The 21,458-nt window shown below is 43.9% G+C and carries 18 protein-coding genes; 15 read left to right on the top strand and 3 right to left on the bottom strand.

Annotation, left to right across the window (positions count from 1 at the left end; translation table 11 throughout):
- Positions 1-141 precede the first annotated feature (141 nt).
- The 6 genes from mreB (at position 142) to ACIQXQ_RS01840 (ending at position 4,756) form a co-directional block, all read left to right on the top strand.
- On the top strand, positions 142-1,143 hold the full coding sequence (gene mreB, locus ACIQXQ_RS01865; protein ID WP_402870397.1) for a rod shape-determining protein: 1,002 nt from the start codon (positions 142-144) through the stop codon (positions 1,141-1,143).
- 284 nt (positions 1,144-1,427) lie between these two features.
- Complete coding sequence (locus ACIQXQ_RS01860; RefSeq protein ID WP_402954843.1) at positions 1,428-2,264, top strand: flagellar hook-basal body protein; 837 nt, start codon at positions 1,428-1,430, stop codon at positions 2,262-2,264.
- A 54-nt stretch (positions 2,265-2,318) separates the two neighbouring features.
- The gene (locus ACIQXQ_RS01855) at positions 2,319-3,167 is read left to right on the top strand and encodes a flagellar hook-basal body protein (protein ID WP_402954840.1); all 849 of its coding nucleotides are present in this window, start codon (positions 2,319-2,321) and stop codon (positions 3,165-3,167) included.
- Positions 3,168-3,346: 179 nt separating this feature from the next.
- Positions 3,347-3,610: a DNA-directed RNA polymerase subunit beta gene (locus tag ACIQXQ_RS01850; RefSeq protein ID WP_402870404.1), complete on the top strand. Its 264-nt coding sequence runs from the start codon at positions 3,347-3,349 to the stop codon at positions 3,608-3,610.
- A gap of 129 nt (positions 3,611-3,739) precedes the next feature.
- Positions 3,740-4,168, top strand: a complete 429-nt coding sequence (gene fabZ, locus ACIQXQ_RS01845; protein ID WP_402870407.1) for a 3-hydroxyacyl-ACP dehydratase FabZ — start codon at positions 3,740-3,742, stop codon at positions 4,166-4,168.
- Between the two features lie 273 nt (positions 4,169-4,441).
- On the top strand, positions 4,442-4,756 hold the full coding sequence (locus ACIQXQ_RS01840) for a hypothetical protein (RefSeq protein ID WP_402954837.1): 315 nt from the start codon (positions 4,442-4,444) through the stop codon (positions 4,754-4,756).
- A gap of 61 nt (positions 4,757-4,817) precedes the next feature.
- On the opposite strand, the gene ACIQXQ_RS01835 is transcribed toward ACIQXQ_RS01840, so the two are convergent.
- The gene (locus ACIQXQ_RS01835; RefSeq protein WP_402954834.1) at positions 4,818-5,264 is read right to left on the bottom strand and encodes a YwpF family protein; all 447 of its coding nucleotides are present in this window, start codon (positions 5,262-5,264) and stop codon (positions 4,818-4,820) included.
- 320 nt (positions 5,265-5,584) lie between these two features.
- On the opposite strand from ACIQXQ_RS01835, the gene ssb reads away from it, so the two are divergent.
- The 9 genes from ssb to ACIQXQ_RS01790 all read left to right on the top strand — a co-directional run bounded on the left by ssb (position 5,585) and on the right by ACIQXQ_RS01790 (position 16,795).
- Positions 5,585-5,950: a single-stranded DNA-binding protein gene (ssb, locus tag ACIQXQ_RS01830; protein ID WP_402954831.1), complete on the top strand. Its 366-nt coding sequence runs from the start codon at positions 5,585-5,587 to the stop codon at positions 5,948-5,950.
- A gap of 18 nt (positions 5,951-5,968) precedes the next feature.
- Positions 5,969-6,241: a hypothetical protein gene (locus ACIQXQ_RS01825; RefSeq protein ID WP_402954828.1), complete on the top strand. Its 273-nt coding sequence runs from the start codon at positions 5,969-5,971 to the stop codon at positions 6,239-6,241.
- 322 nt (positions 6,242-6,563) lie between these two features.
- The gene (locus ACIQXQ_RS01820) at positions 6,564-7,568 is read left to right on the top strand and encodes an ABC transporter ATP-binding protein (RefSeq protein ID WP_402954825.1); all 1,005 of its coding nucleotides are present in this window, start codon (positions 6,564-6,566) and stop codon (positions 7,566-7,568) included.
- Positions 7,549-8,517, top strand: coding sequence for an ABC transporter ATP-binding protein (locus ACIQXQ_RS01815; protein WP_402954822.1), 969 nt, complete (start codon positions 7,549-7,551; stop codon positions 8,515-8,517). Before ACIQXQ_RS01820 ends, ACIQXQ_RS01815 begins: the two co-directional genes overlap by 20 nt.
- Positions 8,518-8,558: 41 nt before the next feature.
- Positions 8,559-10,178 (top strand): ABC transporter substrate-binding protein, encoded by a 1,620-nt coding sequence (locus ACIQXQ_RS01810; protein WP_402954819.1) that lies wholly within the window; start codon positions 8,559-8,561, stop codon positions 10,176-10,178.
- Positions 10,179-10,291: 113 nt separating this feature from the next.
- Positions 10,292-11,296 carry an ABC transporter permease gene (locus ACIQXQ_RS01805; protein WP_402871314.1) on the top strand — a complete coding sequence of 335 codons (1,005 nt, stop codon included), beginning with the start codon at positions 10,292-10,294 and terminating at the stop codon, positions 11,294-11,296.
- A gap of 12 nt (positions 11,297-11,308) precedes the next feature.
- Positions 11,309-12,211 carry an ABC transporter permease gene (locus ACIQXQ_RS01800; RefSeq protein WP_402870427.1) on the top strand — a complete coding sequence of 301 codons (903 nt, stop codon included), beginning with the start codon at positions 11,309-11,311 and terminating at the stop codon, positions 12,209-12,211.
- A 221-nt stretch (positions 12,212-12,432) separates the two neighbouring features.
- Positions 12,433-16,173, top strand: a complete 3,741-nt coding sequence (locus tag ACIQXQ_RS01795; RefSeq protein ID WP_402954816.1) for a S8 family serine peptidase — start codon at positions 12,433-12,435, stop codon at positions 16,171-16,173.
- 199 nt (positions 16,174-16,372) lie between these two features.
- Positions 16,373-16,795, top strand: coding sequence for a hypothetical protein (locus ACIQXQ_RS01790; RefSeq protein ID WP_402954813.1), 423 nt, complete (start codon positions 16,373-16,375; stop codon positions 16,793-16,795).
- Between the two features lie 35 nt (positions 16,796-16,830).
- Here ACIQXQ_RS01790 and ACIQXQ_RS01785 read toward each other — a convergent pair whose 3' ends face one another.
- Both ACIQXQ_RS01785 and ACIQXQ_RS01780 read right to left on the bottom strand, forming a co-directional pair.
- Positions 16,831-19,803 carry a DEAD/DEAH box helicase gene (locus ACIQXQ_RS01785; protein ID WP_402954810.1) on the bottom strand — a complete coding sequence of 991 codons (2,973 nt, stop codon included), beginning with the start codon at positions 19,801-19,803 and terminating at the stop codon, positions 16,831-16,833.
- Positions 19,796-21,418, bottom strand: coding sequence for a hypothetical protein (locus ACIQXQ_RS01780; protein ID WP_402954807.1), 1,623 nt, complete (start codon positions 21,416-21,418; stop codon positions 19,796-19,798). The genes ACIQXQ_RS01785 and ACIQXQ_RS01780 overlap by 8 nt, the downstream gene beginning before the upstream one ends.
- Positions 21,419-21,458 lie beyond the last annotated feature (40 nt).

Raw genomic sequence — 21,458 nt, 5'->3', positions numbered from 1 at the left:
ATCTATGTTAAATAGGATAATCCGGGGCAGGTTTCGTTTTTATTTGTATTTCATACTTCTTCTTGACAAGGTGATATGGTAAAATAAACAATTAGGACAGAATTAGGTTTTATGTGAGGATATTCAAGGAGGATTTAAGAAATGTTTGCTAGAGATATTGGGATAGATCTTGGAACAGCCAATGTTCTAATACATGTCAAAGGTAAAGGAATAGTGTTAAATGAGCCTTCGGTAGTAGCCATTGATAAGAATACGAACCGTGTTCTTGCTGTTGGTGATGAGGCTCGTAAAATGGTAGGCCGGACACCAGGAAACATTGTTGCAATTCGCCCTCTAAAAGACGGTGTCATTGCTGACTTCGATGTAACGGAAATGATGCTTAAGCATTTTATAAATAAGTTAAATGTGAAAGGCTTTCTTTCTAAGCCACGGATTTTGATTTGCTGTCCAACAAACATCACGAGTGTTGAACAAAAGGCAATCAAAGAGGCTGCTGAAAAAAGTGGCGGGAAAAAAGTATTCCTTGAAGAAGAACCTAAAGTGGCTGCAATCGGTGCTGGCATGGATATTTTCCAACCAAGCGGTAACATGGTCGTGGATATTGGCGGTGGTACAACGGATATCGCGGTTCTTTCAATGGGAGATATCGTTACGTCTTCTTCGATCAAAATGGCCGGTGATAAATTCGATAATGAAATCTTACACTACGTTAAACGTAAGTATAAGCTCCTAATCGGTGAACGTACAGCTGAAAATATCAAAATGCAGGTTGCGACGGTATTCCCAGGTTCACGCAATGAAGAAATTGATATACGCGGACGTGATATGGTTTCAGGCTTACCTAGGACCATCTCCGTTAACTCGGAAGAAATCGAGGAGGCGCTGCGTGAACAAGTCTCCGTTATCGTACAAGCTGCCAAAGCCGTGCTTGAACGGACACCACCAGAACTTTCTGCTGATATTATTGACCGTGGCGTGATATTAACAGGTGGTGGAGCATTGCTTCATGGCATCGACCTGCTTTTAGCAGAAGAACTTAAAGTCCCTGTACTCGTTGCAGAGCATCCAATGGATTGCGTAGCGATTGGAACGGGAATCATGTTAGATAATATGGATAAATTGCCAAGGCGCAAATTCAATTAAAAAAAGCGGCCGTAAAAAGCTGCATTATAAGATAAGGGTCTAAGGTTCAGACACACATGAAGCATAGTGAAAGTCCGTGCAGTTCTAGTACTGATGAGCAATAGACCCTATTCTTTTAGTTTGGAACTTTAACACTATTCCTTTAAATCTGACCTATCCTAAAACAAGAAATGAATGATTCTGGACCAAGCATTTATTTTCCCCTTAAATACAGACGATTATATCCGATAAGATACATATAGGGAATGAACGGAATACTTTTGTGGAATGAGGAGTGAAATAAATTGTTAAGAGGTTTTTATACAGCCGCTTCTGGAATGCTTACACAGCAAAGACGCACAGAAATGTTAACGAATAATATCTCCAATGCGAATACAACCGGGTTTAAAGCCGACCAAACCAGTGTACGGTCTTTTCCGGAAATGTTACTTGGCAATATGCAGCGTAATGCAATACCTACCGATAACCATTTAAGCGTGCCCAAGCTATCTCAAGTGGGCAGTCTTAGTACAGGCGTTTATGTACAAGAAGCGAATCCATTGTTCACGCAAGGGACGCTTGAAGAAACGGAGCTTAGTACTGATATTGCCTTAGCAGATGAAAATATTCCCATCAATGAGGAAACGGGGAAGGCCGGGTCGGTCCTTTATACCGTCCAAGATAAAGACGGGCAAATGCGTTACACAAGGGACGGCAGTTTCACTCTGGATGGACAAGGCTATTTGACGAATTCTAAAGGCTATTATGTATTGGATGAGAACAATGAACGGATACAGCTTGAGAATGATCGCTTCACCGTGACCGAAAAGGGAATAATCTTTGAAGGCAATAATCAAGCGGCCCGCCTTGGCATCGGTTATGCAGACGACCCCATTAAACAGCTCGTGAAAGATGGCGAAGGGTTATATAGGGCTGTCGATAATGAATTGCCCAATGCGCATGCAGCAGAAGGATTGACCTTCTCAACGAAACAAGGTTTCCTTGAGGGATCTAATGTCGATCAATCGAGGACGATGACGGAAATGATGTCGGCGTACCGATCTTTTGAAGCGAATCAAAAAGTCCTTCAAGCTTATGATAAGAGTCTCGATAAAGCGGTTAATGAAGTGGGGAAACTCTAATTATGGATTTGTAGAAGGAATCTTTGGGAAATTTGAACAGTAAGGGGAATGTCTATGAATCGAACGATGTTATCCGCGACGAATACACTCAACCAAATTCAAAGTCAAATTGATCAGATCAGCAATAATATTGCTAATGTGGATACCACGGCTTATAAAAAGACGCAAACCAGCTTTAGTGATATGTTAACCCAAAGTTTTAATAATCAGCCGAGTGAGACGAAGGAAATCGGAAGGCTGACCACACCGGGCATTCGTCAGGGAACGGGTGCTAAATTAAATCCATCCCAAATCGTGCTGACACAAGGTTCGCTAAAGAACACCAATCGCAACCTGGATGTGGCATTGACGAAGGAAGATCTATTTTTTACGGTAAACGTACAGGATGACGGAGGGACCAACACTCGTTTAACGAGAGATGGTGCTTTTTATCTTTCTCCTAACGAGGCGAACCCAGATCAAATGATGCTCGTTACCTCAGCCGGACATCAAGTCCTTGATGAATATGGGAATCCGATTCTAATTGATGGCAGCATCAAAGATATTAAGGTTTCGGAAGAAGGTTTAGTGAATGTGGATACAGAAGAATATGGAGAGCGAAGCTTCGGTCTTGGTATCGTTTCTGTAAAAAAACCGCAATTCCTGGAACAATTGGGGGGGAATCTGTTGGGGCTCCCGGGCAACCTCGGTGAATTGGGTGTTGCGGAAGACGACATCATGACGCTATTGACGGGGGATGACCGTACGGAAATCGCAGTGAAACAAGGTTCACTTGAATCATCAAACGTCGATCTATCAAAAGAGATGACGGATTTGATCAATGCCCAACGTCAATATCAATTTCAATCCCGGGCGATAACGATGGCCGATCAAATGGGTGGACTGATTAATGGGATTCGGTAAGCGCGATAGGGTATAAAATCATGGCTTTAGGTTTCATATTGAAGCGTTTTTCATTATACTTTAGCAAAGAGGACCGTTGACGCTCATTCATTTTGACATGGCATGTGATTTGATGCTTCTATTTATGTATAAGCCAAGACGCTTTTATTCGGCGAGTTTTCTGAAAAAGGAGCTTTTGTATGGGCATGGAACAAAAAAGTGTAATGAGACAAGAAGTGAGTGAAGAGGTCAAGGAAGCAAAAACAACGCAACCGAACCGAAGAATCAAGGTCCGGCTTTTGCCGATCTGGCTGCGTTTACTTATGATCATCGGATTGATATTCATCGCTTTACTTGCCGGTTCACTAATAGGCTATAGTGTGATTGGCGGAGGGCAGGCAACGGATGTTTTCAAGAAATCCACATGGACCCATATCATCGATATTGTAAATGAAGATGCATAGAAATAGTCTGTCGACGCAGTTGCCACCGTTTTAGAAAATTTCAATTGGCAACAACATGCCTCTTCCCTATGTAAGGGAGGGGCGAGTTTTCGTTAAAAGTAGGCAATATCATTATTAGGAGGAAAAGCCATGTTAGATATTACGCAGATAAAGGACATCATCCCCCATCGTTACCCTTTTTTATTAGTTGACCGGATTATTGAAGTGGAAGATGGGAAAAGAGCTGTAGGATTAAAAAATGTATCAGCCAATGAAGAATTTTTCAATGGCCACTTTCCGGATTACCCTGTTATGCCGGGTGTATTGATTGTGGAGGCGTTAGCGCAAGTAGGTGCTGTAGCAGTATTGAAACAAGAAGAATTTAAAGGGCGGCTGGCCTTTTTTGCAGGAATCGATAACTGTCGTTTCAAGCGCCAGGTAAAACCGGGAGATCAACTCCGCCTCGAAGTAGAAATTATTCGGTTAAGGGGATCGGTTGGTAAAGGAAAAGCGGTCGCAACAGTAGATGGCGAAGTTGCCTGTGAAACGGAAATCATGTTCGCTTTTGGAGATAAATAAGCTTAAAAGGGCTAAACATGGCCATTTTGAGCAAGAATGTTTAAGAAGACGAATTAGGTGTACATAATACATATACGATGCAGCTGATAGCTACAATGACTGCAGTTAGTTGTTTACAACCATTTTTTCTCCCTTTGATGCCGGACATTTATGTCCGGCATCTTTTATATGCAGAAGTTCAAGCATATTTTACTAATTAAAAATAAGGCGCAAGTTATTTTTACATTCGGGCAAAATACTAAATGATAAAGAATGAAGGGAGGTTACCTACTCATGATGAAGAAAAGACTTTATGCGCTAATCGGGGGATCTTTGATGTCTGCCATGTTCCTTGCTGGATGTGGAAATGATGATGACAACAATCCTGCACCCGAGAATGACAACATGATCGAAGAAAATCAAAATGATGGTGTCGATGATAATGGAGGCACTGGAAACGATAATAACAATCTTGATACGGATAACGACGGTATGATCGAAAATGATGATACGATGAATGGCGATGACAATAACAATACAACGAACAACAACAATGATTCTGACGATTTAATTGAAGATGCTGAGAAAAAAGGCAAAGATAACAAATAAAAGGCATATAAAGAGGACTGGCTTAGCAGCGGGTGTTATTCCCTTCAGCTAAGCCAGTTTTTTATTTTATGGACGATTTATAGGTGGCCAGTTTAGGTCTGGATTTAATTTTTTTCTTGAATTCCCTGATTAAATCCTCGCCCTCCAAGCCTTTATAGACTAAATCCTCAAGAAGAAGTTCTGCATATTTTGTGTGGTTTTTTTTGATATGGCCGACAAATAAAAGGCTATAGTGACCATCGACTTTTTTAATGGTGCGCAGGACGGTATCGAATAAAGCGGGTTCATTGTCTTTTTTCGTTATAACAGCCTGAATGGTCACTTCTCCATTAATATCAGGAAGTGAGGATGCAAACTCATGAAAATGTTTTTCTGCCACAAAAGCCTCTAGGAGCCACGAGCTGATATCATTTTCTTTATTAATGATGAGTCCATCGGCTAAGGGTATATCAATTAATCGTGAATCCTCTGTAACAATCTGTAGATAGATTAATTTGAAAGATTTCATTAAATACCTCCATTCCTTGCCTTTATGAAGAAGACAGTCAAATGCCCATTTATCCCTGTTAATTCCTTTTAAAGGTAATTATATCATACTAGAATATTTTGATTTTTTAAAATGATAAACCTAAAAATACGCTAAAAGTAAAAAAAAGTCCAAATTGATAGGTTTAAGCTTTTTAGTAAACAAGTTTTCTGCAAAAAAGAGTTATAGGTGTAATATAACGTTTTTTAAAGCCAAAATGAGTGGCATTCGTCCATTTTGTCGATTTCCCCTTTTTAAAAGAAAATCTTATGATTAGATCATGAAAGGAAAGGAGGAAGAAGATGATCAATCAGGTAACCCTTGTCGGACGATTGACGAAGGATCCCGAATTAAGGTATACGCCAGATGGCAAGGCGGTTTCCAATATTACTTTAGCTGTGAACCGTAATTTTCGTAATAATGCAGGGGATTACGAGGCTGACTTTGTACACTGTACCCTTTGGAAAAGAACAGCCGAAAATACAGCACAATATTGCAAAAAAGGTTCGATTGTCGGGGTTACTGGCAGAATTCAAACGAGGAGATATGACAACCAAGAGGGTAAAAAAGTATATGTCACCGAAGTTATTGCCGAGCTGGTTCAATTCATAGGGACTAAGCAACAGAATGATGGCAAGGCAAATGAATTCGAACACATTGGTTTATAGCTTACTTGGAGGTGAAGCATGAGTGAAAAAAGTGGAATGCTTTCCAACGGGCAGAAGCGAAACCGACTCCTGTTCAGTTCGATGCAGGATAAGCAACGAGTAGAACAACTCATTGGTGACTTAATTGGACATGTGGCCAAGACTCATGTCCAAACGAAAGAGAATGAAGATGAGTTGAAACACCTCAGGTTAAAAGTAGCCCAATTAGAATCGTATAACAAGTATTTACATGAACATAATGAAAAATTAGACAAAAGGGTTACAAATTTAGAGAAAGTTGGTGAATTATAAAAAGCGATACCCTTCGAAAAGTATACTAATAGTGGCAAGTCCCTGTTATTTTCCTATTTCCCCAAGCCGACTTGGCTTTTCCCCGCAAGTGTCCCCGAATCCTCTCATAAAAAGAATCAAAAGCTTGATTCTTCCCCTTTTTGGAATGACTGTACTTGTACAGTCATTCTTTTTATGAAGCTAATACTATAGAACTAATTAAAAAATATTATTCTGTTAAGTTAGAATTTTAAGAAAATATATTGTAAAATGTTAAGTTTGATGTAATAATAAACCAAATAATATTAAAAATGTAAAATATGGATATAAAGGAAGTGATATTATGAGTATTCCAATTATTGAAGTCAACGGGTTACGAACGAGTTTTCGTACTGACGATGGAGAGATTCCTGTCGTGAACTCCATCGATTTTCATATCAATCCTGGTGAGGTGTTAGGAATTGTCGGGGAATCGGGCTGTGGGAAAAGCGTAACCTCTTTGTCGATCATGGGGCTTGTGCCTTCGCCTACCGGTAAGGTAGAAGGGGAAATATTGTTTAAGGGAAGTAACATTGCCAACGCATCTGAAGCTAAAATGAGAAAGATTCGGGGAAATGAAATCGCTATGATCTTCCAGGAACCAATGACAAGCTTGAACCCTGTCTTCACAATTGGAGAACAATTGGTGGAGACACTTCGGATACATAGAAAATGGAATAAAAAACAGGCCCGCCAAAGAGCGGTCGAAATGTTGAAGTTGGTTGGGCTTGGACGAGCCGAAGAACTGATAGATGAATACCCTCATCAGCTTTCGGGCGGGATGAGACAGCGTGTCATGATTGCCATGGCCATGATTTGTGAGCCAAAGCTTCTAATAGCGGACGAGCCGACCACGGCCTTGGATGTCACGATTCAAGCCCAGATTTTAGAATTGATGAAGAACCTGAACAAGGAGACAGATACAGCAATCATGATGATCACCCATGACCTTGGTGTAGTGGCACAAATGTGTGAGCGTATCATTGTCATGTATGCCGGAAGGGTGGTCGAGGAGGGAAAAGTGCAAACGGTTTTTCAAAACCCTAAGCATCCGTATACGATTGGCCTCCTGCAATCGATTCCTGATATGCGCATAAAAAAGGAACGGCTTTATTCAATCCCTGGAAATGTGCCAAAACCGGGTACGAGCAAACTTGGCTGCCAGTTTGCCCCTCGCTGTTCTCATGCGATGGAGCAATGCCTGAATGAAACCCCGTCTCTTCTGGCGTTTGATGAAGGGCAACAAGTACGTTGTTGGCTGTACGAAGATGCGAAAGGAGCACCATTGCATGACTCAACCATTAGTTAAGGTAGAAAACCTGAAGAAGCATTTCCCAATCAAAGGGGGAGTGCTCGGTAAAACGATCGGTGAGGTGAAAGCCGTCGATGGCTTGTCATTCTCCATAAACAAAGGTGAGACGCTTGGCCTTGTCGGTGAAAGCGGGTGCGGTAAATCGACGACGGGCAGACTTTTGCTTCGATTACTCGAGCCAAGTGAAGGTAATGTCTACTTTGAGGGTAAGGACCTGACGACACTATCCACCCGTGAAATGAGGAAGATGCGCCGCGAAATGCAAATGGTCTTTCAAGATCCATTCGCCTCGCTCAATCCTAGGCACACGGTTGAAAAGATATTGGAAGAACCACTCATCGTCCATGGTGTCAAAGATAAGAAAGAACGGAAAAAGCGTGTGCAGGAGCTACTTAAGGTTGTTGGGTTAAGCAGTTACCATGCCAAACGATACCCACATCAGTTCAGTGGTGGTCAGAGGCAACGTATTGGCATCGCCAGGGCACTAGCCGTCAATCCGAAGCTGATTATCGCGGATGAGCCTGTTTCGGCTTTGGATGTTTCCATTCAAGCACAGGTGTTAAATCTCCTACAAGATTTGCAGAGGGATTTTGACCTCACTTATCTTTTCATTGCCCATGATCTCGGAGTCGTCAGGCATATCTCGGATCGGGTAGGCGTGATGTATCTAGGACATATTGTTGAATTGACGGAAAGTGAAGGGCTTTATGAAGATCCGCTACATCCGTATACACAAGCCTTACTATCGGCGGTTCCGATTCCGGATGTAGAATATAAGGGCGATAGGGTCATATTGCAGGGCGATGTCCCGAGTCCATCCAACCCGCCTAGCGGATGCACATTCCATACAAGGTGCCCGAAAGCGATGCCAGAATGCAAGACTGTAAAACCAATTTTACAGGAACACAAACCAGGTCACTACGTCTCTTGTCATTTATATAATTGATAGGACGTATACATAAATTTATAGAAAATAGGGGGAAGAATATGAAGAAGACATTAGCTTTATTGTTAACCAGTATTTTAGCCATTTCACTTGCGCTTGCTGGCTGTTCATCATCAACATCGAAAGATAAGGATGACGAAAAAGGCGGCTCAAGCGAGGCAAAGGGCGGCGGGGTTTTAATATACGGTAAAGGCGGAGATGCGGTTTCACTTGATCCTGCTATCGTAACGGATGGCGAGTCTTATATCGTCACACAGCAAATCTATGAAACACTTGTGAAATACGGAGAAGACAATACGGAAATCGAACCGGGTCTTGCAGAGTCATGGGAAGTTTCCGAAGATGCGAAAACTTATACGTTCAAGCTGAAAACAGGCATTAAGTTCCACGATGGCACGGATTTCAACGCGGAAGCGGTCGTTAAGAACTTTCAGCGCTGGGCAACAAGTAAGGATGAAGCGAAATTTGCTTACTATGCTTCCATGTTCGGTGGCTTTGAAGGTGACGAAGGCCACGTGATTAAAGAAGTAAAAGCTCTTGATGATAGCACAGTGGAATTCACACTAGTACGCCCACAAGCACCATTCTTGAAAAACGTTGCGATGTCACCATTTGCCATTGCAAGTCCAACGGCAGTTGAGAAAGATGGAGACAATTTCGGCAAGAATCCGTCTGGAACGGGTCCTTTCAAGTTCAAATCATGGAAACCAGGCGACACGATTGAAGTCGTGAAAAATGAAGACTATTGGCAAGAAGGATTGCCAAAACTTGATGGCATCACGTTTAAAGTCATCAAAGATAACTCGGCTCGTTTGAATGCAGCAATCAAAGGTGAAGTCGACCTAATGGACGGATTGAACCCAAGTGATATCAGCAAAGTGACAGGGGACAAAAACCTTCAAATCTTTGAACGTCCATCCATGAACGTTGGCTACTTTGGATTTAACGTTGAAAAAGCGCCATTTGATAAAAAGGAAGTGCGTCAAGCCATTTCCCATTTGATCAACAAACAGGAAATCATCGATAACTTCTTTGAAGGAACGGCTGAGCCTGCGAAGAATCCAATGCCACCATCCGTCTCTGGATACAATGATGAAATTGAAGACTATGATTACAACGTAGAAAAGGCAAAAGAACTTTTGAAAAAGGCTGGTCTTGAAGATGGATTCAAAATGGATCTATGGGCCATGCCGGTACCACGTCCATATATGCCTGATGGACAAAAAGTCGCTGAAGCCATTCAAGCAAGTCTGAAACAAGTCAATATTGAAGCCAATATCATGACGTATGAGTGGGCTGCATACTTGGAAAAAGTACAAGCCGGTGAAGCTCCATCATTCATGCTTGGCTGGACTGGTGATAATGGAGATGCCGATAACTTCCTTTATACATTATTGGATAAAGATACAATCGGCTCGAACAACTACTCTCGCTATGCAAACGAAGAAGTTCATAAATTATTGATTGAAGCTCAATCTACTGCAGATGAAGCGAAACGTAATGAGCTATACGGAAAAGCACAGGAAATCATACATGAAGAAGCACCTTGGGTACCACTTGTACATTCGTTGCCACAATTAGCTGGTACTAAGACAATCAAAGGATTCGTTCCGCATCCTACAGGTTCTCAGTCTCTAATTAACGTGTCAATCGAAAATTAATTGTACGGACCGGGGGGTATGAATGTATGCTCCCCGGTTTTGTCATGTGAATTAAAGATTTAAAGAATGAAGGGCGATTAAAAGCCCATGTGTAAAAAAGGCAGGTGAGTGTTTTGTTTTCCTATACCATAAGACGTTTGGGTTCTCTCATTCCGGTGCTTCTCGGAATGGCGTTTATTGTATTCATGATGATTCGGGCGATACCGGGAAACCCCGCCCAGGTAATATTAGGGCAGCAGGCAACGAAAGAAGCCGTCGCTGCCATGACAAAGGAGCTTGGTTTGGACCAACCATGGTTCATTCAGTTCTGGGATTACTTAATTGGCCTGTTAACAGGCAATCTGGGGGTTTCTCTAAAAACGAATACCCCTGTTTCAGAGGAAATTTGGCCCTACTTGACGGCCACGATGGAATTGGCCCTGATTGCGATGATCATTGCGGTTATCATCGGCGTAAATGCCGGAATCATCTCGGCATGGTTCCAAAATTCCTGGTTTGATTATACGGCCATGATCGTCGCCTTAATTGGCGTATCGATGCCGATATTCTGGCTTGGTCTTATGGAACAGTATCTCGTTGCGATTCAGTGGGACTTGCTTCCAACTACTGGACGGGACAATATAAGAGACCCTGTGGAAGCGATAACGGGCTTTTATTTAATAGATACTCTTGTTTCCGGTAGATTCGATCAATTCATTGAAGTGGTGAAACATCTTATCTTACCGGGAATTGCACTTGCAACCATCCCGATGGCGATCATTGCGAGAATGACACGCTCATCCATGCTAGAAATCATGAGGTCCGATTTCATCCGGACGGCTCGCGCGAAGGGCATGAAAATGTTCTGGGTGGTTTATAAGCACTCCCTGAAAAATGCTTTAATTCCAGTGGTCACCGTTATCGGTCTGCAAACGGGTCTACTATTGGGTGGCGCGATTTTAACGGAAACCATCTTTGGATGGCCGGGTATTGGAACATATATCTATGAAGCTATCCTTTACCGGGATTATCCGGTCATTCAATCGGGAATTCTCGTCATCGCCTTTTTGTTCGTCATGATTAACTTGATTGTGGACCTTTTGTATGCAGCGATTGATCCTAGGATTAAATATAAATAGGGAGGATATCTCATGGCTGAAATTGTTACGAATACACCGCCGATCATTCCCCCTCAAGAGGTAGAGGAAAAAGCCATTTCTCCCTGGAAGGAAGGTTGGAAAAGCTTCAAGAAAAATAAGGTAGCCCTGGTTGGCCTCGGCATTGTCCTATTTTTCATTATACTGGCTATTTTCGCCCCGCTTATTGCACCCTATTCCTACGAAGGGCAGAAGCTCAGCGATAAACATTTGTCCCCTTCGTCAGAGCATTGGTTTGGCACGGATGAATTCGGCCGCGATATTTTGAGCCGAATCATCTATGGCTCTCGCTTATCTCTATGGGTCGGCTTTTTATCAGTGGCCGGTTCTGTAGTGGTCGGATCTTTCCTCGGCATCATTGCCGGGTATTATGGCAAGTGGATCGATACGATCATTTCGAGGCTTTTTGACATTGTACTGGCGTTTCCGAGCATCCTGCTAGCCATAGCGGTTGTTGCCGTATTGGGACCATCCCTGCGCAATGCACTCATCGCGATTGCAATCGTCAATGTGCCTACGTTCGGTAGACTTTTGCGATCACGGGTTCTGACTGTAAAAGAAGAGGAGTATGTAACGGCCGCTAAGGCGATTGGTATGGGGGATGGTCGGATTTTGATTCACCACGTCCTGCCGAATAGCCTTGCGCCCATCATCGTTCAAGGGACTTTAGCGATCGCGACCGCCATCATTGAGTGTGCAGCGCTTGGATTCCTTGGGCTGGGTGCACAACCACCTTCACCTGAATGGGGAAAAATGCTTGCTGATTCGAGACAGTTCATCATTCAGGCGCCTTGGACCGTTCTATTCCCAGGGATCGCCATCATGTTGACCGTACTTGGCTTCAACCTGATGGGCGATGGCCTACGTGATGCATTGGATCCAAGAATGAAAAACTAAAGAGGAAGAGGCGGTGATTTTCCGAATCACCGCCTTTTTTGCGCTTTGATATTTTCCATAATCTCTTAATGATGACAGGTATTGAAAAATAAACATATTATACTAGAGTCTTCTAGGAAAATAGTGACTATTATCTCTTAAATTCATGATAAAGGGTGTGATACTTTTATACCTATAAGGAAAAATATAGAAAATTCTAATTTTATAGGAGGAATCGTTCATTGATTAAACGCATTTTGCCCATTCTAGCAATCTTTCTATTAGTATTTACAGCAACGGTTTCCGCTGCCAATCTTCCTGATCCTTCGATTGGAAAGAATGCGGGACAGAAAAATCAGGAAAGTATCCTGAAGTTGAAGAAAGAAGAGACAGATAAGAAGTACAAAACCGATGAAAAGGTCAGGGTTATCGTACAGATGAAGGAAGCCCCGGCCATTGAATATGCCTCTAAGGAAGGTAAACGATTTAAAGACCTTTCTAAAAGCAAAAGGGAAGAATTAAAGTCTAAAAAACTATCAGGCCAGAAAAAAGTGAAAAATAAAGTAAAAGAGAAGAAGATAGCTTTAAAGGAATTTGAAAGTTTTACGACAGTCTTGAATGGGTTCAGTGCAGAGCTACAATATGGAGAAGTCAAAGAAGTGGCAGCTTTGCCTGAAGTGGCTGAAGTACATATTGCGAATGAATATAAACGACCTGTTGAAAAACCGGATATGGTATATAGCAAGGAACTGGTCCAAGCCCAGGAAGCTTGGAGGGAGTACGGCTATACGGGGGAAGGGATGGTCGTCGGAATCATTGATACCGGGATTGACCCATCTCACCGTGACATGATCCTCAGTGATGCTTCAAAGGCGGAACTGACGAAAACGGAAGTCAGTGAAATGATACAAGCCAACCAGTTACTTGGAAAGTATTATACGGAAAAGGTCCCTTACGGATATAACTATATGGATGACAATCAAGAAATCCTCGATCTTGCTGAGGGAGCTTCGATGCATGGGATGCACGTTGCCGGGACCGCAGCGGCTAATGGGGATGAAGAGAATGGCGGCATTAAAGGGGTGGCCCCTGAAGCCCAGCTTTTAGCTTTGAAGGTGTTCGGGAATGACCCTGCTGTGAAGACGACCTGGGGGGATATTTACATCAAGGCCATTGATGATGCCATTATTCTTGGGGCAGATGTCTTGAACATGAGTCTTGGTTCGACGGCAGGCTTCGTCTCAGAGGAAGATCCTGAGCAACAGGCCGTATCAAGGGCCGTGGAAAATGGAATCGTGATGTCGATTTCGGCAGGAAACTCTGCCCACTTGGGAAATGGGTTCGCGAATCCATGGGCAACGAATCCAGACATCGGCATAGCGGGTTCTCCGGGACTTGCCTATGATTCGCTTCAAGTGGCATCGATTGAAAACAACTATCTTGATTTAGATGCTGCTACCTATCAGTTGAACGGGCAGGAAGGGAAAGCACCGTTCATGTCGGCTTCCAGTGTACATCCTAACGCTTTAAAGGAAAAGACGCACGAACTAGTCGATGCAGGCCTTGGAACCCCTGAGGAGCTAGCCAAGGTGGATGTCAAAGGCAAGTTTGCCCTTATCGAGCGTGGGGGAATCACTTTTATCGAAAAAACGCAAAATGCTCAGAAGGCAGGAGCAACAGGTGCCATCATCTATAACAATGCCGATGGATACGTATCCATGGCAACAGAGCCTAGCATAACGATTCCACAGCTATTCATGCTTAAATCGGATGGTGCGAAGCTGCAAGCCGCCTTATCGGAAGGTGAAAAAGTGACACTCACTTTCAAGGGGGATAAGGTGAAATCAGCTAATCCCGAGGCTGGGAAAATGAGTGCCTTTACTTCATGGGGCGTCGCACCGAACCTTGATTTCAAACCGGAAATCACAGCGCCGGGCGGACAAATCTATTCGACATTGAACAATGATGAATACGGCATGATGAGCGGTACGTCGATGGCGGCTCCTCACGTATCGGGAGGCTCTGCCCTCGTATTGGAAAGAGTCGATAAAGACTTGAACGCAAAAGGGTTCGACCGGGCAAACCTGGCCAAAAACCTAATGATGAATACCTCTCGACCTGTAACCGATCAAGGCATGGTCAATGCTGCATTTGGATGGAATATTCCCTACTCGCCGCGCAGGCAGGGAGCCGGGATCATGCAATTGAATTCCGCGTTGGCTACGCCGGTGGTCGTGACCGAGGCATTTACGAATGTAGCGAAGGTTGCATTGAAAGAGGTAGGAAACACGTTCGCTTTTACTTTGAAGGTTGAAAATATAAGTGACGAAGCGGTCAAATATGATGTATTGGGGAATATCCAAACAGACTATTCGATTCAGGGACAGTTAGGTTATGCAGCCAATCAATTAGAAGCACAGGAAATTCAGGATGCTACGATAAAAATCAATAACCGTGAACAAGAAGAAATCACTATACCTGCAAAGAAATCGGTCAACATTGAAGTGAAGGTGGACCTGTCTAAGGCTAAGGTGCTTGGGGACGACCTCCAGACGCCAGTCGCAATCGATAAGGTCTTTCCAAATGGGTACTTTGTTGAAGGGTTCGTGACACTGAAAGACCCGGCAGACAATAATCCAGAACTGAACGTTCCATATGTAGGGTTCAAAGGAGAATGGGACAAGGCACCTATCTTGGACGGAACGAAATATGATGAAGAATCATACTACGGCATGGCTGGGGCGGTATCAACTGCAGGTGAAGACTTTACCTACCTGGGTTATGAGCCGGTTGGAAAGATATTTGACCGGAAATATATCGCGATCTCCCCGAATGGTGATGGAGCGCAGGATGATTTTATCCCGATTCTATCATTCTTGAGAAATGCGAAAAAAGTAGAATACAACATCATGGATGCTGCGAAAAAATCGGTCCGGACAATCCGTACGGAGAATCAGGTGCGGAAGGACTATTATGACGGCGGAAGCGGGACGGCCTATACGTTAGACCCCGCCCGTAAATGGGATGGCAAAATCAATAATAAGCTCGTTGCAGACGGTGAATATATCTATGAAGTCAAAGCAGTGATCGATTATGAGGGAGCTAAATGGCAGACGTTTGAGATCCCTGTCAAAGTCGATACAGTGGCACCTACGGTCAAGATTTCAAAAAATGGCAAGGTGGTTGCCATTGAAGGATCGGATAATGTCAATGGATCAGGCTTGGCGTATTACGATGTACAGATAGACGGGAAATCAATCATAACAGAACCGCTTGTTGCGGATACAAAAGAATATACTCTGCCGGATGTTAAGGGTGAAAAAGTACAGGTTGTTGCCATAGACTTCGCAGGTAATGAAAAGACAGCTGAAGCGGACTTGACTCAGGATACGGAGCCGGTTGAAAAAGATAAAGCGGCCCCATCCGTCTTTATCACGAGTCCTGAAGTGTTGAGCGTGACCAATATGAAGAATGTGACGATTACGGGGTACATTAAAGAGGCATCTGGCATCAAGGAATTCAAGATCGACGATAAAAATGTCCCAGTGAAATATAATGAAGAGAAGAAACAATACGAATTCTCGTATAAAAAGAAATACAATGACGGCGTCCAAAGCTTCGTGGTTAAAGCAACGGACATAGTCGGTAATACCATTTCCTTCAAACGGATGTTCATGGTGGACACAAAGAAACCAAGTTTGAAGGTCAAAGGAGCACCCCTGATGGTAGGGGCCAAAAAACCGAACCCGAAAGTGGATGTGACCGTCGAGGACAACTTCGATGAAATCCGCCTTTACTTGAACGGAAGTGAAGTATTCTATCATGAATTTAAAGAACCATACAAAATGCGTTCTTTCAAAGAAACGATAGAGGATGTTGAGTTGCCACTTGAAGTGGGCAACAATACATTCGAATGGAAGGTCACGGATATTGCCGGAAATGAGACGAAGAAAACGACCTACATCTATAAAGCGAAACGATAATAAAATGGCAGCTCCCTTTTTACAGAGGGGGCTGCTTTTCTTATGTTGAGGCTGCGTATGCACCCTTTCACACGTTTGATGGATTATTACGTTGCTTATAACGTAATCCATGAGAAGCATTCTTTTTTTGAAATAGAGAAGGAAAATAAAAAGATGATACCGAAATAGGTATATGGAACTAAATAAGAGGAGGAAATCGATGAATTTTAAAAAAGGTCTGACTACGAAGGAATATGGTCGTGGTGTTACAGTTAAATATGAAAATTATGATAGGTCACTAGCAAAAACGAGTTTCTTTGATGCACTTCAACTTGCTAATTCTCCATTTGAAAAGGAACCCCGGCACGATTCGTCTTATCAAGAATATCCGCTTATTCCGGATGTAACCCTTTCGCTTTTTGAAAAGGATATGGCTAAGACTTCGATCACATATGATCCCCATAGAGAAAAGGTCATCATTGAAGAACGCTCAGAGAGATATTTGCCCAATAAAGGTGAAGCGCTTACAACGGCATTGGAGCACATCATGATCAGTCATGGAAATTACCAATCTTTTTTTATAGTCAATCCGAAAGATTGGAACACAAAAAGAAAAACCACCCATAGCTTGAAACCCGATTAATCAGGAAAGCTATTGAGTGGTCTAACTAGCAAAACTTAGTGAAGAGAGACGAGGTCCTTGATTTCATCAGTGGAAAGTTCTGTGATCCAGTTATCACTACTGATGATTTCATCGTTCAGCGCCTGTTTTTTGTCGAGCATCTGATCGATCTTTTCTTCAAGCGTCCCGGTACATATCAATTTATGAACGTGAACGAACCGCTGTTGCCCGATGCGGTAGGCACGGTCAGTGGCTTGATTTTCAACCGCAGGATTCCACCAGCGATCATAGTGAATGACATGGTTTGCCGCCGTTAAATTCAGGCCTGTGCCCCCAGCCTTCAACGAAAGGATGAAGATGGGGAAATCGCCATTTTGGAAGCGGGTGATCATATCATCACGCTGTTTCTTGTTCGCACTTCCGTTCAGGAAGGGAACTTCAAAGCCATAGCGTTTTTCAAGCAGTTTTTTCATCATGTTCCCCATACCGATGTATTGGGTGAAAATGAGGCAGCTTTCCTCCTGCTCGCGGACAGCATCCACGATTTCAGTTAGCTTCTCAAGCTTCCCGGATCGGCTAGCTGCCATCATGATGTTTTCCTTTTCAGTTTCCTTTAGATAAAGGGCAGGGTGATTGCAGAGCTGTTTCAGTTTATTCAGCATCTGCAGAATGATCCCTTTGCGTTCAAAGGTGGACAACTGCTCGATATCGGCAAAGGTATCCTTGATTAGCTGTTCATATAATGAAGCCTGCTCGGTGGTGAGCGGCACGAATTCTTTTTGTTCCTGCTTATCAGGAAGGTTCAATGCGACCTCTTTATCCCGTTTTGTCCGACGGAGCAGGAAGGGCTGAATTAAGCGTTGCAGTTCTTTGATTTTATCTTTTTGTTCTTCCCGCTCGATGGTGGTCACGTATTTTTCCTGGAATTGACCAAGCGTTCCCAGGTAGCCTTTGTTAATGAAATCAAAAATGGCCCATAACTCGCTTAAGCGGTTTTCCATCGGTGTACCCGTTAAGGCGATATGATGACGTCCATCAAGCTTGCGGACTGCCCTGGATTGCTTCGTTTGGGCGTTTTTGATATTCTGAGCTTCATCTAGGATGACACTGCTCCAATGGATGGAGGACAATTCCTCCACATCTTGGTGGGTCAGGCCATACGAAGTCAAGATGATGTCGTGGGTAGAAGCTTTTTTAATGAACGCATCACCCTTGGACCGACTCGAACCGTAATGAAGGTGAACCTTGAGTGATGGAGCGAATTTTTCCAGTTCCTTCTGCCAGTTTCCGAGTACCGATGTAGGGCAGACAATCAACGCGGCCTGAACAGGAACATGCTCAGGCGGGTTGGTGATTACTTCGACCTCATCGGCGCTTTCCGTTTCACTTTCCTCATCGACAATGATGGGTTCGCTCGTTTGTACCTTTTCTTCATGGGTAGGTAGCTCCTTGTCAGTCGCTTCGGCATTCTTGACATAAAGGAGGTAGGCAATCATCTGGACGGTTTTCCCAAGTCCCATATCGTCCGCGAGACACGCGCCAAATCCATATTCCCTTAAGAACAGAAGCCAGCTCATGCCCAGTTTTTGATAGGGACGTAAATCACCTTGCAGTGTCCCAGGGACTGGCATGATCGAAATGTTCTTGGTTTCCCGTAGTCGTCCGACCATTTTTCTAAGCTCCTGATTCAATTCGAATTGAATTCGGAGCATTTCGCCGTTTTCCGGGTCATCCTCGATTTCTTCCCCTTCACTATTTAAAAGCTCCTGTTGCAGCAAATCAGTCAGTTGGATGCCTTTTTCATTGGCAGTTTCCATCAGATTCTGGATTTGCTTGATGAAAGCGGGGTCGAGCTTGACCCATTGGCCGCGGATATAGACAAGCCTGCGTTTCTCATCGACGAGCTCCGCGAACTCGGACTCAGTGAGCTCCTTACCATTCAGGGAGAATCTCCAGTCGAAGTCCATCAATGCTTTCAGCCCAACGTAGGAAGGGCCGCGATTCGATTGGCTCTTCACTTTTGCCTTCACTTTGAGGGAGGATTCCTTCAAAGCGACCCACCAGGATGGAAGGAGGATTTCGACACCGAGAAATAGCAGCTTTTCGCTTGCATCGGTCAAAAACTCCCAGGCATCGATTTCGGATAGCTCGCTTTTTAACCGGCCCTTTTCCCCAATCCATGGGACGACGAGCTGCCAGCGTTTCGTCGCCCGTACGACTTCACTTGCGTACTTATTCCAGCCACGCGGCAATTTCTTGCCAGTATACGTTTCGATGATGCTTTCATCTTTTTTAGAGCGAAGCGTGACGTCTAGCTTCCATGGGCCATTTCCTTCAGGTGGTTCGGTTAAGCGTAGACCGATGGTGAAGGGTTTAGGATCCGGATTAACGCCAAGCCATTCCTGCCAGCTGTCCTGATCGAAAAAGGCCTGCAACTCTTCCGGAGAAAGCCTTGAATCTTTTAAGGCCCCAACTGCTTCGCTCCATTTATTGTGCATCGGCGAGTAGGTCTTCAAATACATATTAGCGGCGCCATTATACCATTTCTCGATAAAAGTCCGATTGGTTTCCACTTCAGGTGAAGGGAGGTCCAAAGGAATCTCCTCTTCCCAAAAGGAAGGAAGGAATTCTTCTTCGACCTCTTCCGGCAGTTTCCAGCCGATGGAGTCCAACTGTAAATTCGTGAAATCAGGCACAGGAATCCCCGCTTCAATCGATTCATGAAGTACGGGGGCTGCGGATAGGCATAAGGATGAGAGCTCGGACCATTCCCATTCTATAAAGGAGTTAAAGCTTTCCTTCGCAAAAAAGTTCAGCAGTCCCCAGGCATCAAGAATGAAAACAGGGTTTTCGTTTATTGTATCTGTCGTCATTTTTGTGCCATAAAAACTGGCGTCATCCCAGTTGAACAGCAGTCTACGAATGTAACTCGTATTGAGGAAGCTATTCTCTTCATTGACGACACCGAGGACGTAGGATCCATTTTCGAGAGCCGCTATTTTGATTTTTAATTTTCCTGTATTAAACATCGATTAGCTTTCCCCTTTTTAATTCTTCTTGAAAAGCGCGCAGTCGTTTCGTCGAATCGACTACATATTGCATATACCGTTCGAATACCTCTTCCTTTTTCATCTTTTTATAGATGGTACGCATCTTTTTCAAATAACGGACTGCCTGTTTATAGGCTGGCCTGTTTTTCAAGGACACTTTTTCCTGTACCGCATGATAATAGAGGGGAAGCATCACTTCCGGATCTTTCGAGACGACTTCCTTGATGGATTCAGTGCTTATTAAGTCAATGCTGATTTCGGAGTAGATATGCATCTCCACCCATTTTTTATATTGGCCCTGTTCAAAAAGAAAGTTTGCATAGTTCCAATAGCTATGGGGAAGGGTAGCCCGGAAGAATTTCTCAAGCAAATCATTCCGCTTCAACTTAAAGCAACAGCTGGTGATCAGGGTCGTGAAGGTCCGGACAAAATCGACCCGCTGATAATAATCGGATAGGTCAATTAAGAATTCCTGAACATGGGCGTTGATGAATTCAATGAAAGGAATGGCCCGGGTACGGTCCTCTGAATCGGAAAGGAACTCCAGCCAATAAAAAATATACGGACAGGCTTCCTTCTTCAATTCGTGGAGAAGCTCGATCGCTTGTCGGTCCTGATTCTCCATCAAAGATAGGTGAATCGTAGCCAGGGTATAGGAAATGCGCTCCGTCGTGCCTGCATATTGCTTGGGCAGTTCCTCCTGAACTCGGTTCAGCTCCTCTTTACGCCACGAAGATGTGGTGAACAGGTAGCTCCAGATTTCCCGGTAGAGGTCGATTTTTTCATACTCCAACCCTTCGCTGCCATCCAGTAGCTTCGCTACATCTTCCTTAATGCTAAAGACGAAGGGGTCAAAAGCAAAGGGACGGGCCTGTCTGCTAAGTGGCTGCACCGTTTCATGAAGCTCTTCGGCCAAATCGGCGGCGAGCGCATAAAAGACACGGACCGCTTGGGTGTTGCTTTTATGTAGCTGGATCATTCTCATAGTCAGCTGCAATGTACAAAAATGGGTCACAAAATGATAAAGCAGCTTCCATTCCCGTTCCATCGGGGTTTTGGAGCTGAGACGTTTAAAGAAAGTCTGTATATGATTCTCAATCATGTAAGGCGGTTCCTCTATATAAGGCTCCACTTGCTCAGTGAAGGTATCGTGCACGAATTGCTTCCATGATGGATAGCTTTTTTCTAAAATGATGGATTTCTCCTTTGTATGTTTAAATATTTCACTTGCCCGCTTTACCTGCTGCAAAGCCTGGGTAGGTGTGGATTTTGGCGCGTTCCATTCGCTAACCCAATCGGACACACTGGCGTGCTCGGAATATCCGGAGAAGAATACGGCCATTTGGTGTCGGCAAATAAACCTGGAATCGCAGGTACAGCTTCCATCCTGAGGGAAAAGCAAACTCAGCCTTGCCTTATAGCGCGTGACATCCTGCACCTCCGCGGTAATCAAGTCTTCCGCTTCCTCTTTCAGATCAACGAGCCCCTGGCGATATAACTGAAGACCCTCATTCACAACAGCCAAATCATCCGGATCACCGGCCTCCAACAACTCCGCCAGCCGCTCCCCAACAAACAACAACTCCCGCTCCATACTCTCCTCCTTTTTGGGGTCACTTTTAGGGGTCAGACCC

Source organism: Peribacillus sp. NPDC097198, from assembly GCF_044762055.1.
GTDB lineage: Bacteria > Bacillota > Bacilli > Bacillales > DSM-1321 > Peribacillus.
The sequence above is the reverse complement of the archived record's forward strand: the minus strand, read 5'-3'. Positions and strand labels throughout refer to the sequence as shown.

What these genes read in the sequence shown, in the direction of transcription:
- mreB (WP_402870397.1), top strand. Translation starts at nt 142, where the DNA reads ATGTTTGCTAGAGATATTGGGATAGATCTTGGAACAGCCAATGTTCTA.
- ACIQXQ_RS01855 (WP_402954840.1), top strand. Translation starts at nt 2,319, where the DNA reads ATGAATCGAACGATGTTATCCGCGACGAATACACTCAACCAAATTCAA.
- ACIQXQ_RS01850 (WP_402870404.1), top strand. Translation starts at nt 3,347, where the DNA reads ATGGGCATGGAACAAAAAAGTGTAATGAGACAAGAAGTGAGTGAAGAG.
- fabZ (WP_402870407.1), top strand. Translation starts at nt 3,740, where the DNA reads ATGTTAGATATTACGCAGATAAAGGACATCATCCCCCATCGTTACCCT.
- ACIQXQ_RS01840 (WP_402954837.1), top strand. Translation starts at nt 4,442, where the DNA reads ATGATGAAGAAAAGACTTTATGCGCTAATCGGGGGATCTTTGATGTCT.
- ACIQXQ_RS01835 (WP_402954834.1), bottom strand. Translation starts at nt 5,264, where the DNA reads ATGAAATCTTTCAAATTAATCTATCTACAGATTGTTACAGAGGATTCA.
- ssb (WP_402954831.1), top strand. Translation starts at nt 5,585, where the DNA reads ATGATCAATCAGGTAACCCTTGTCGGACGATTGACGAAGGATCCCGAA.
- ACIQXQ_RS01825 (WP_402954828.1), top strand. Translation starts at nt 5,969, where the DNA reads ATGAGTGAAAAAAGTGGAATGCTTTCCAACGGGCAGAAGCGAAACCGA.
- ACIQXQ_RS01820 (WP_402954825.1), top strand. Translation starts at nt 6,564, where the DNA reads ATGAGTATTCCAATTATTGAAGTCAACGGGTTACGAACGAGTTTTCGT.
- ACIQXQ_RS01815 (WP_402954822.1), top strand. Translation starts at nt 7,549, where the DNA reads ATGACTCAACCATTAGTTAAGGTAGAAAACCTGAAGAAGCATTTCCCA.
- ACIQXQ_RS01810 (WP_402954819.1), top strand. Translation starts at nt 8,559, where the DNA reads ATGAAGAAGACATTAGCTTTATTGTTAACCAGTATTTTAGCCATTTCA.
- ACIQXQ_RS01800 (WP_402870427.1), top strand. Translation starts at nt 11,309, where the DNA reads ATGGCTGAAATTGTTACGAATACACCGCCGATCATTCCCCCTCAAGAG.
- ACIQXQ_RS01790 (WP_402954813.1), top strand. Translation starts at nt 16,373, where the DNA reads ATGAATTTTAAAAAAGGTCTGACTACGAAGGAATATGGTCGTGGTGTT.
- ACIQXQ_RS01785 (WP_402954810.1), bottom strand. Translation starts at nt 19,803, where the DNA reads ATGTTTAATACAGGAAAATTAAAAATCAAAATAGCGGCTCTCGAAAAT.
- ACIQXQ_RS01780 (WP_402954807.1), bottom strand. Translation starts at nt 21,418, where the DNA reads ATGGAGCGGGAGTTGTTGTTTGTTGGGGAGCGGCTGGCGGAGTTGTTG.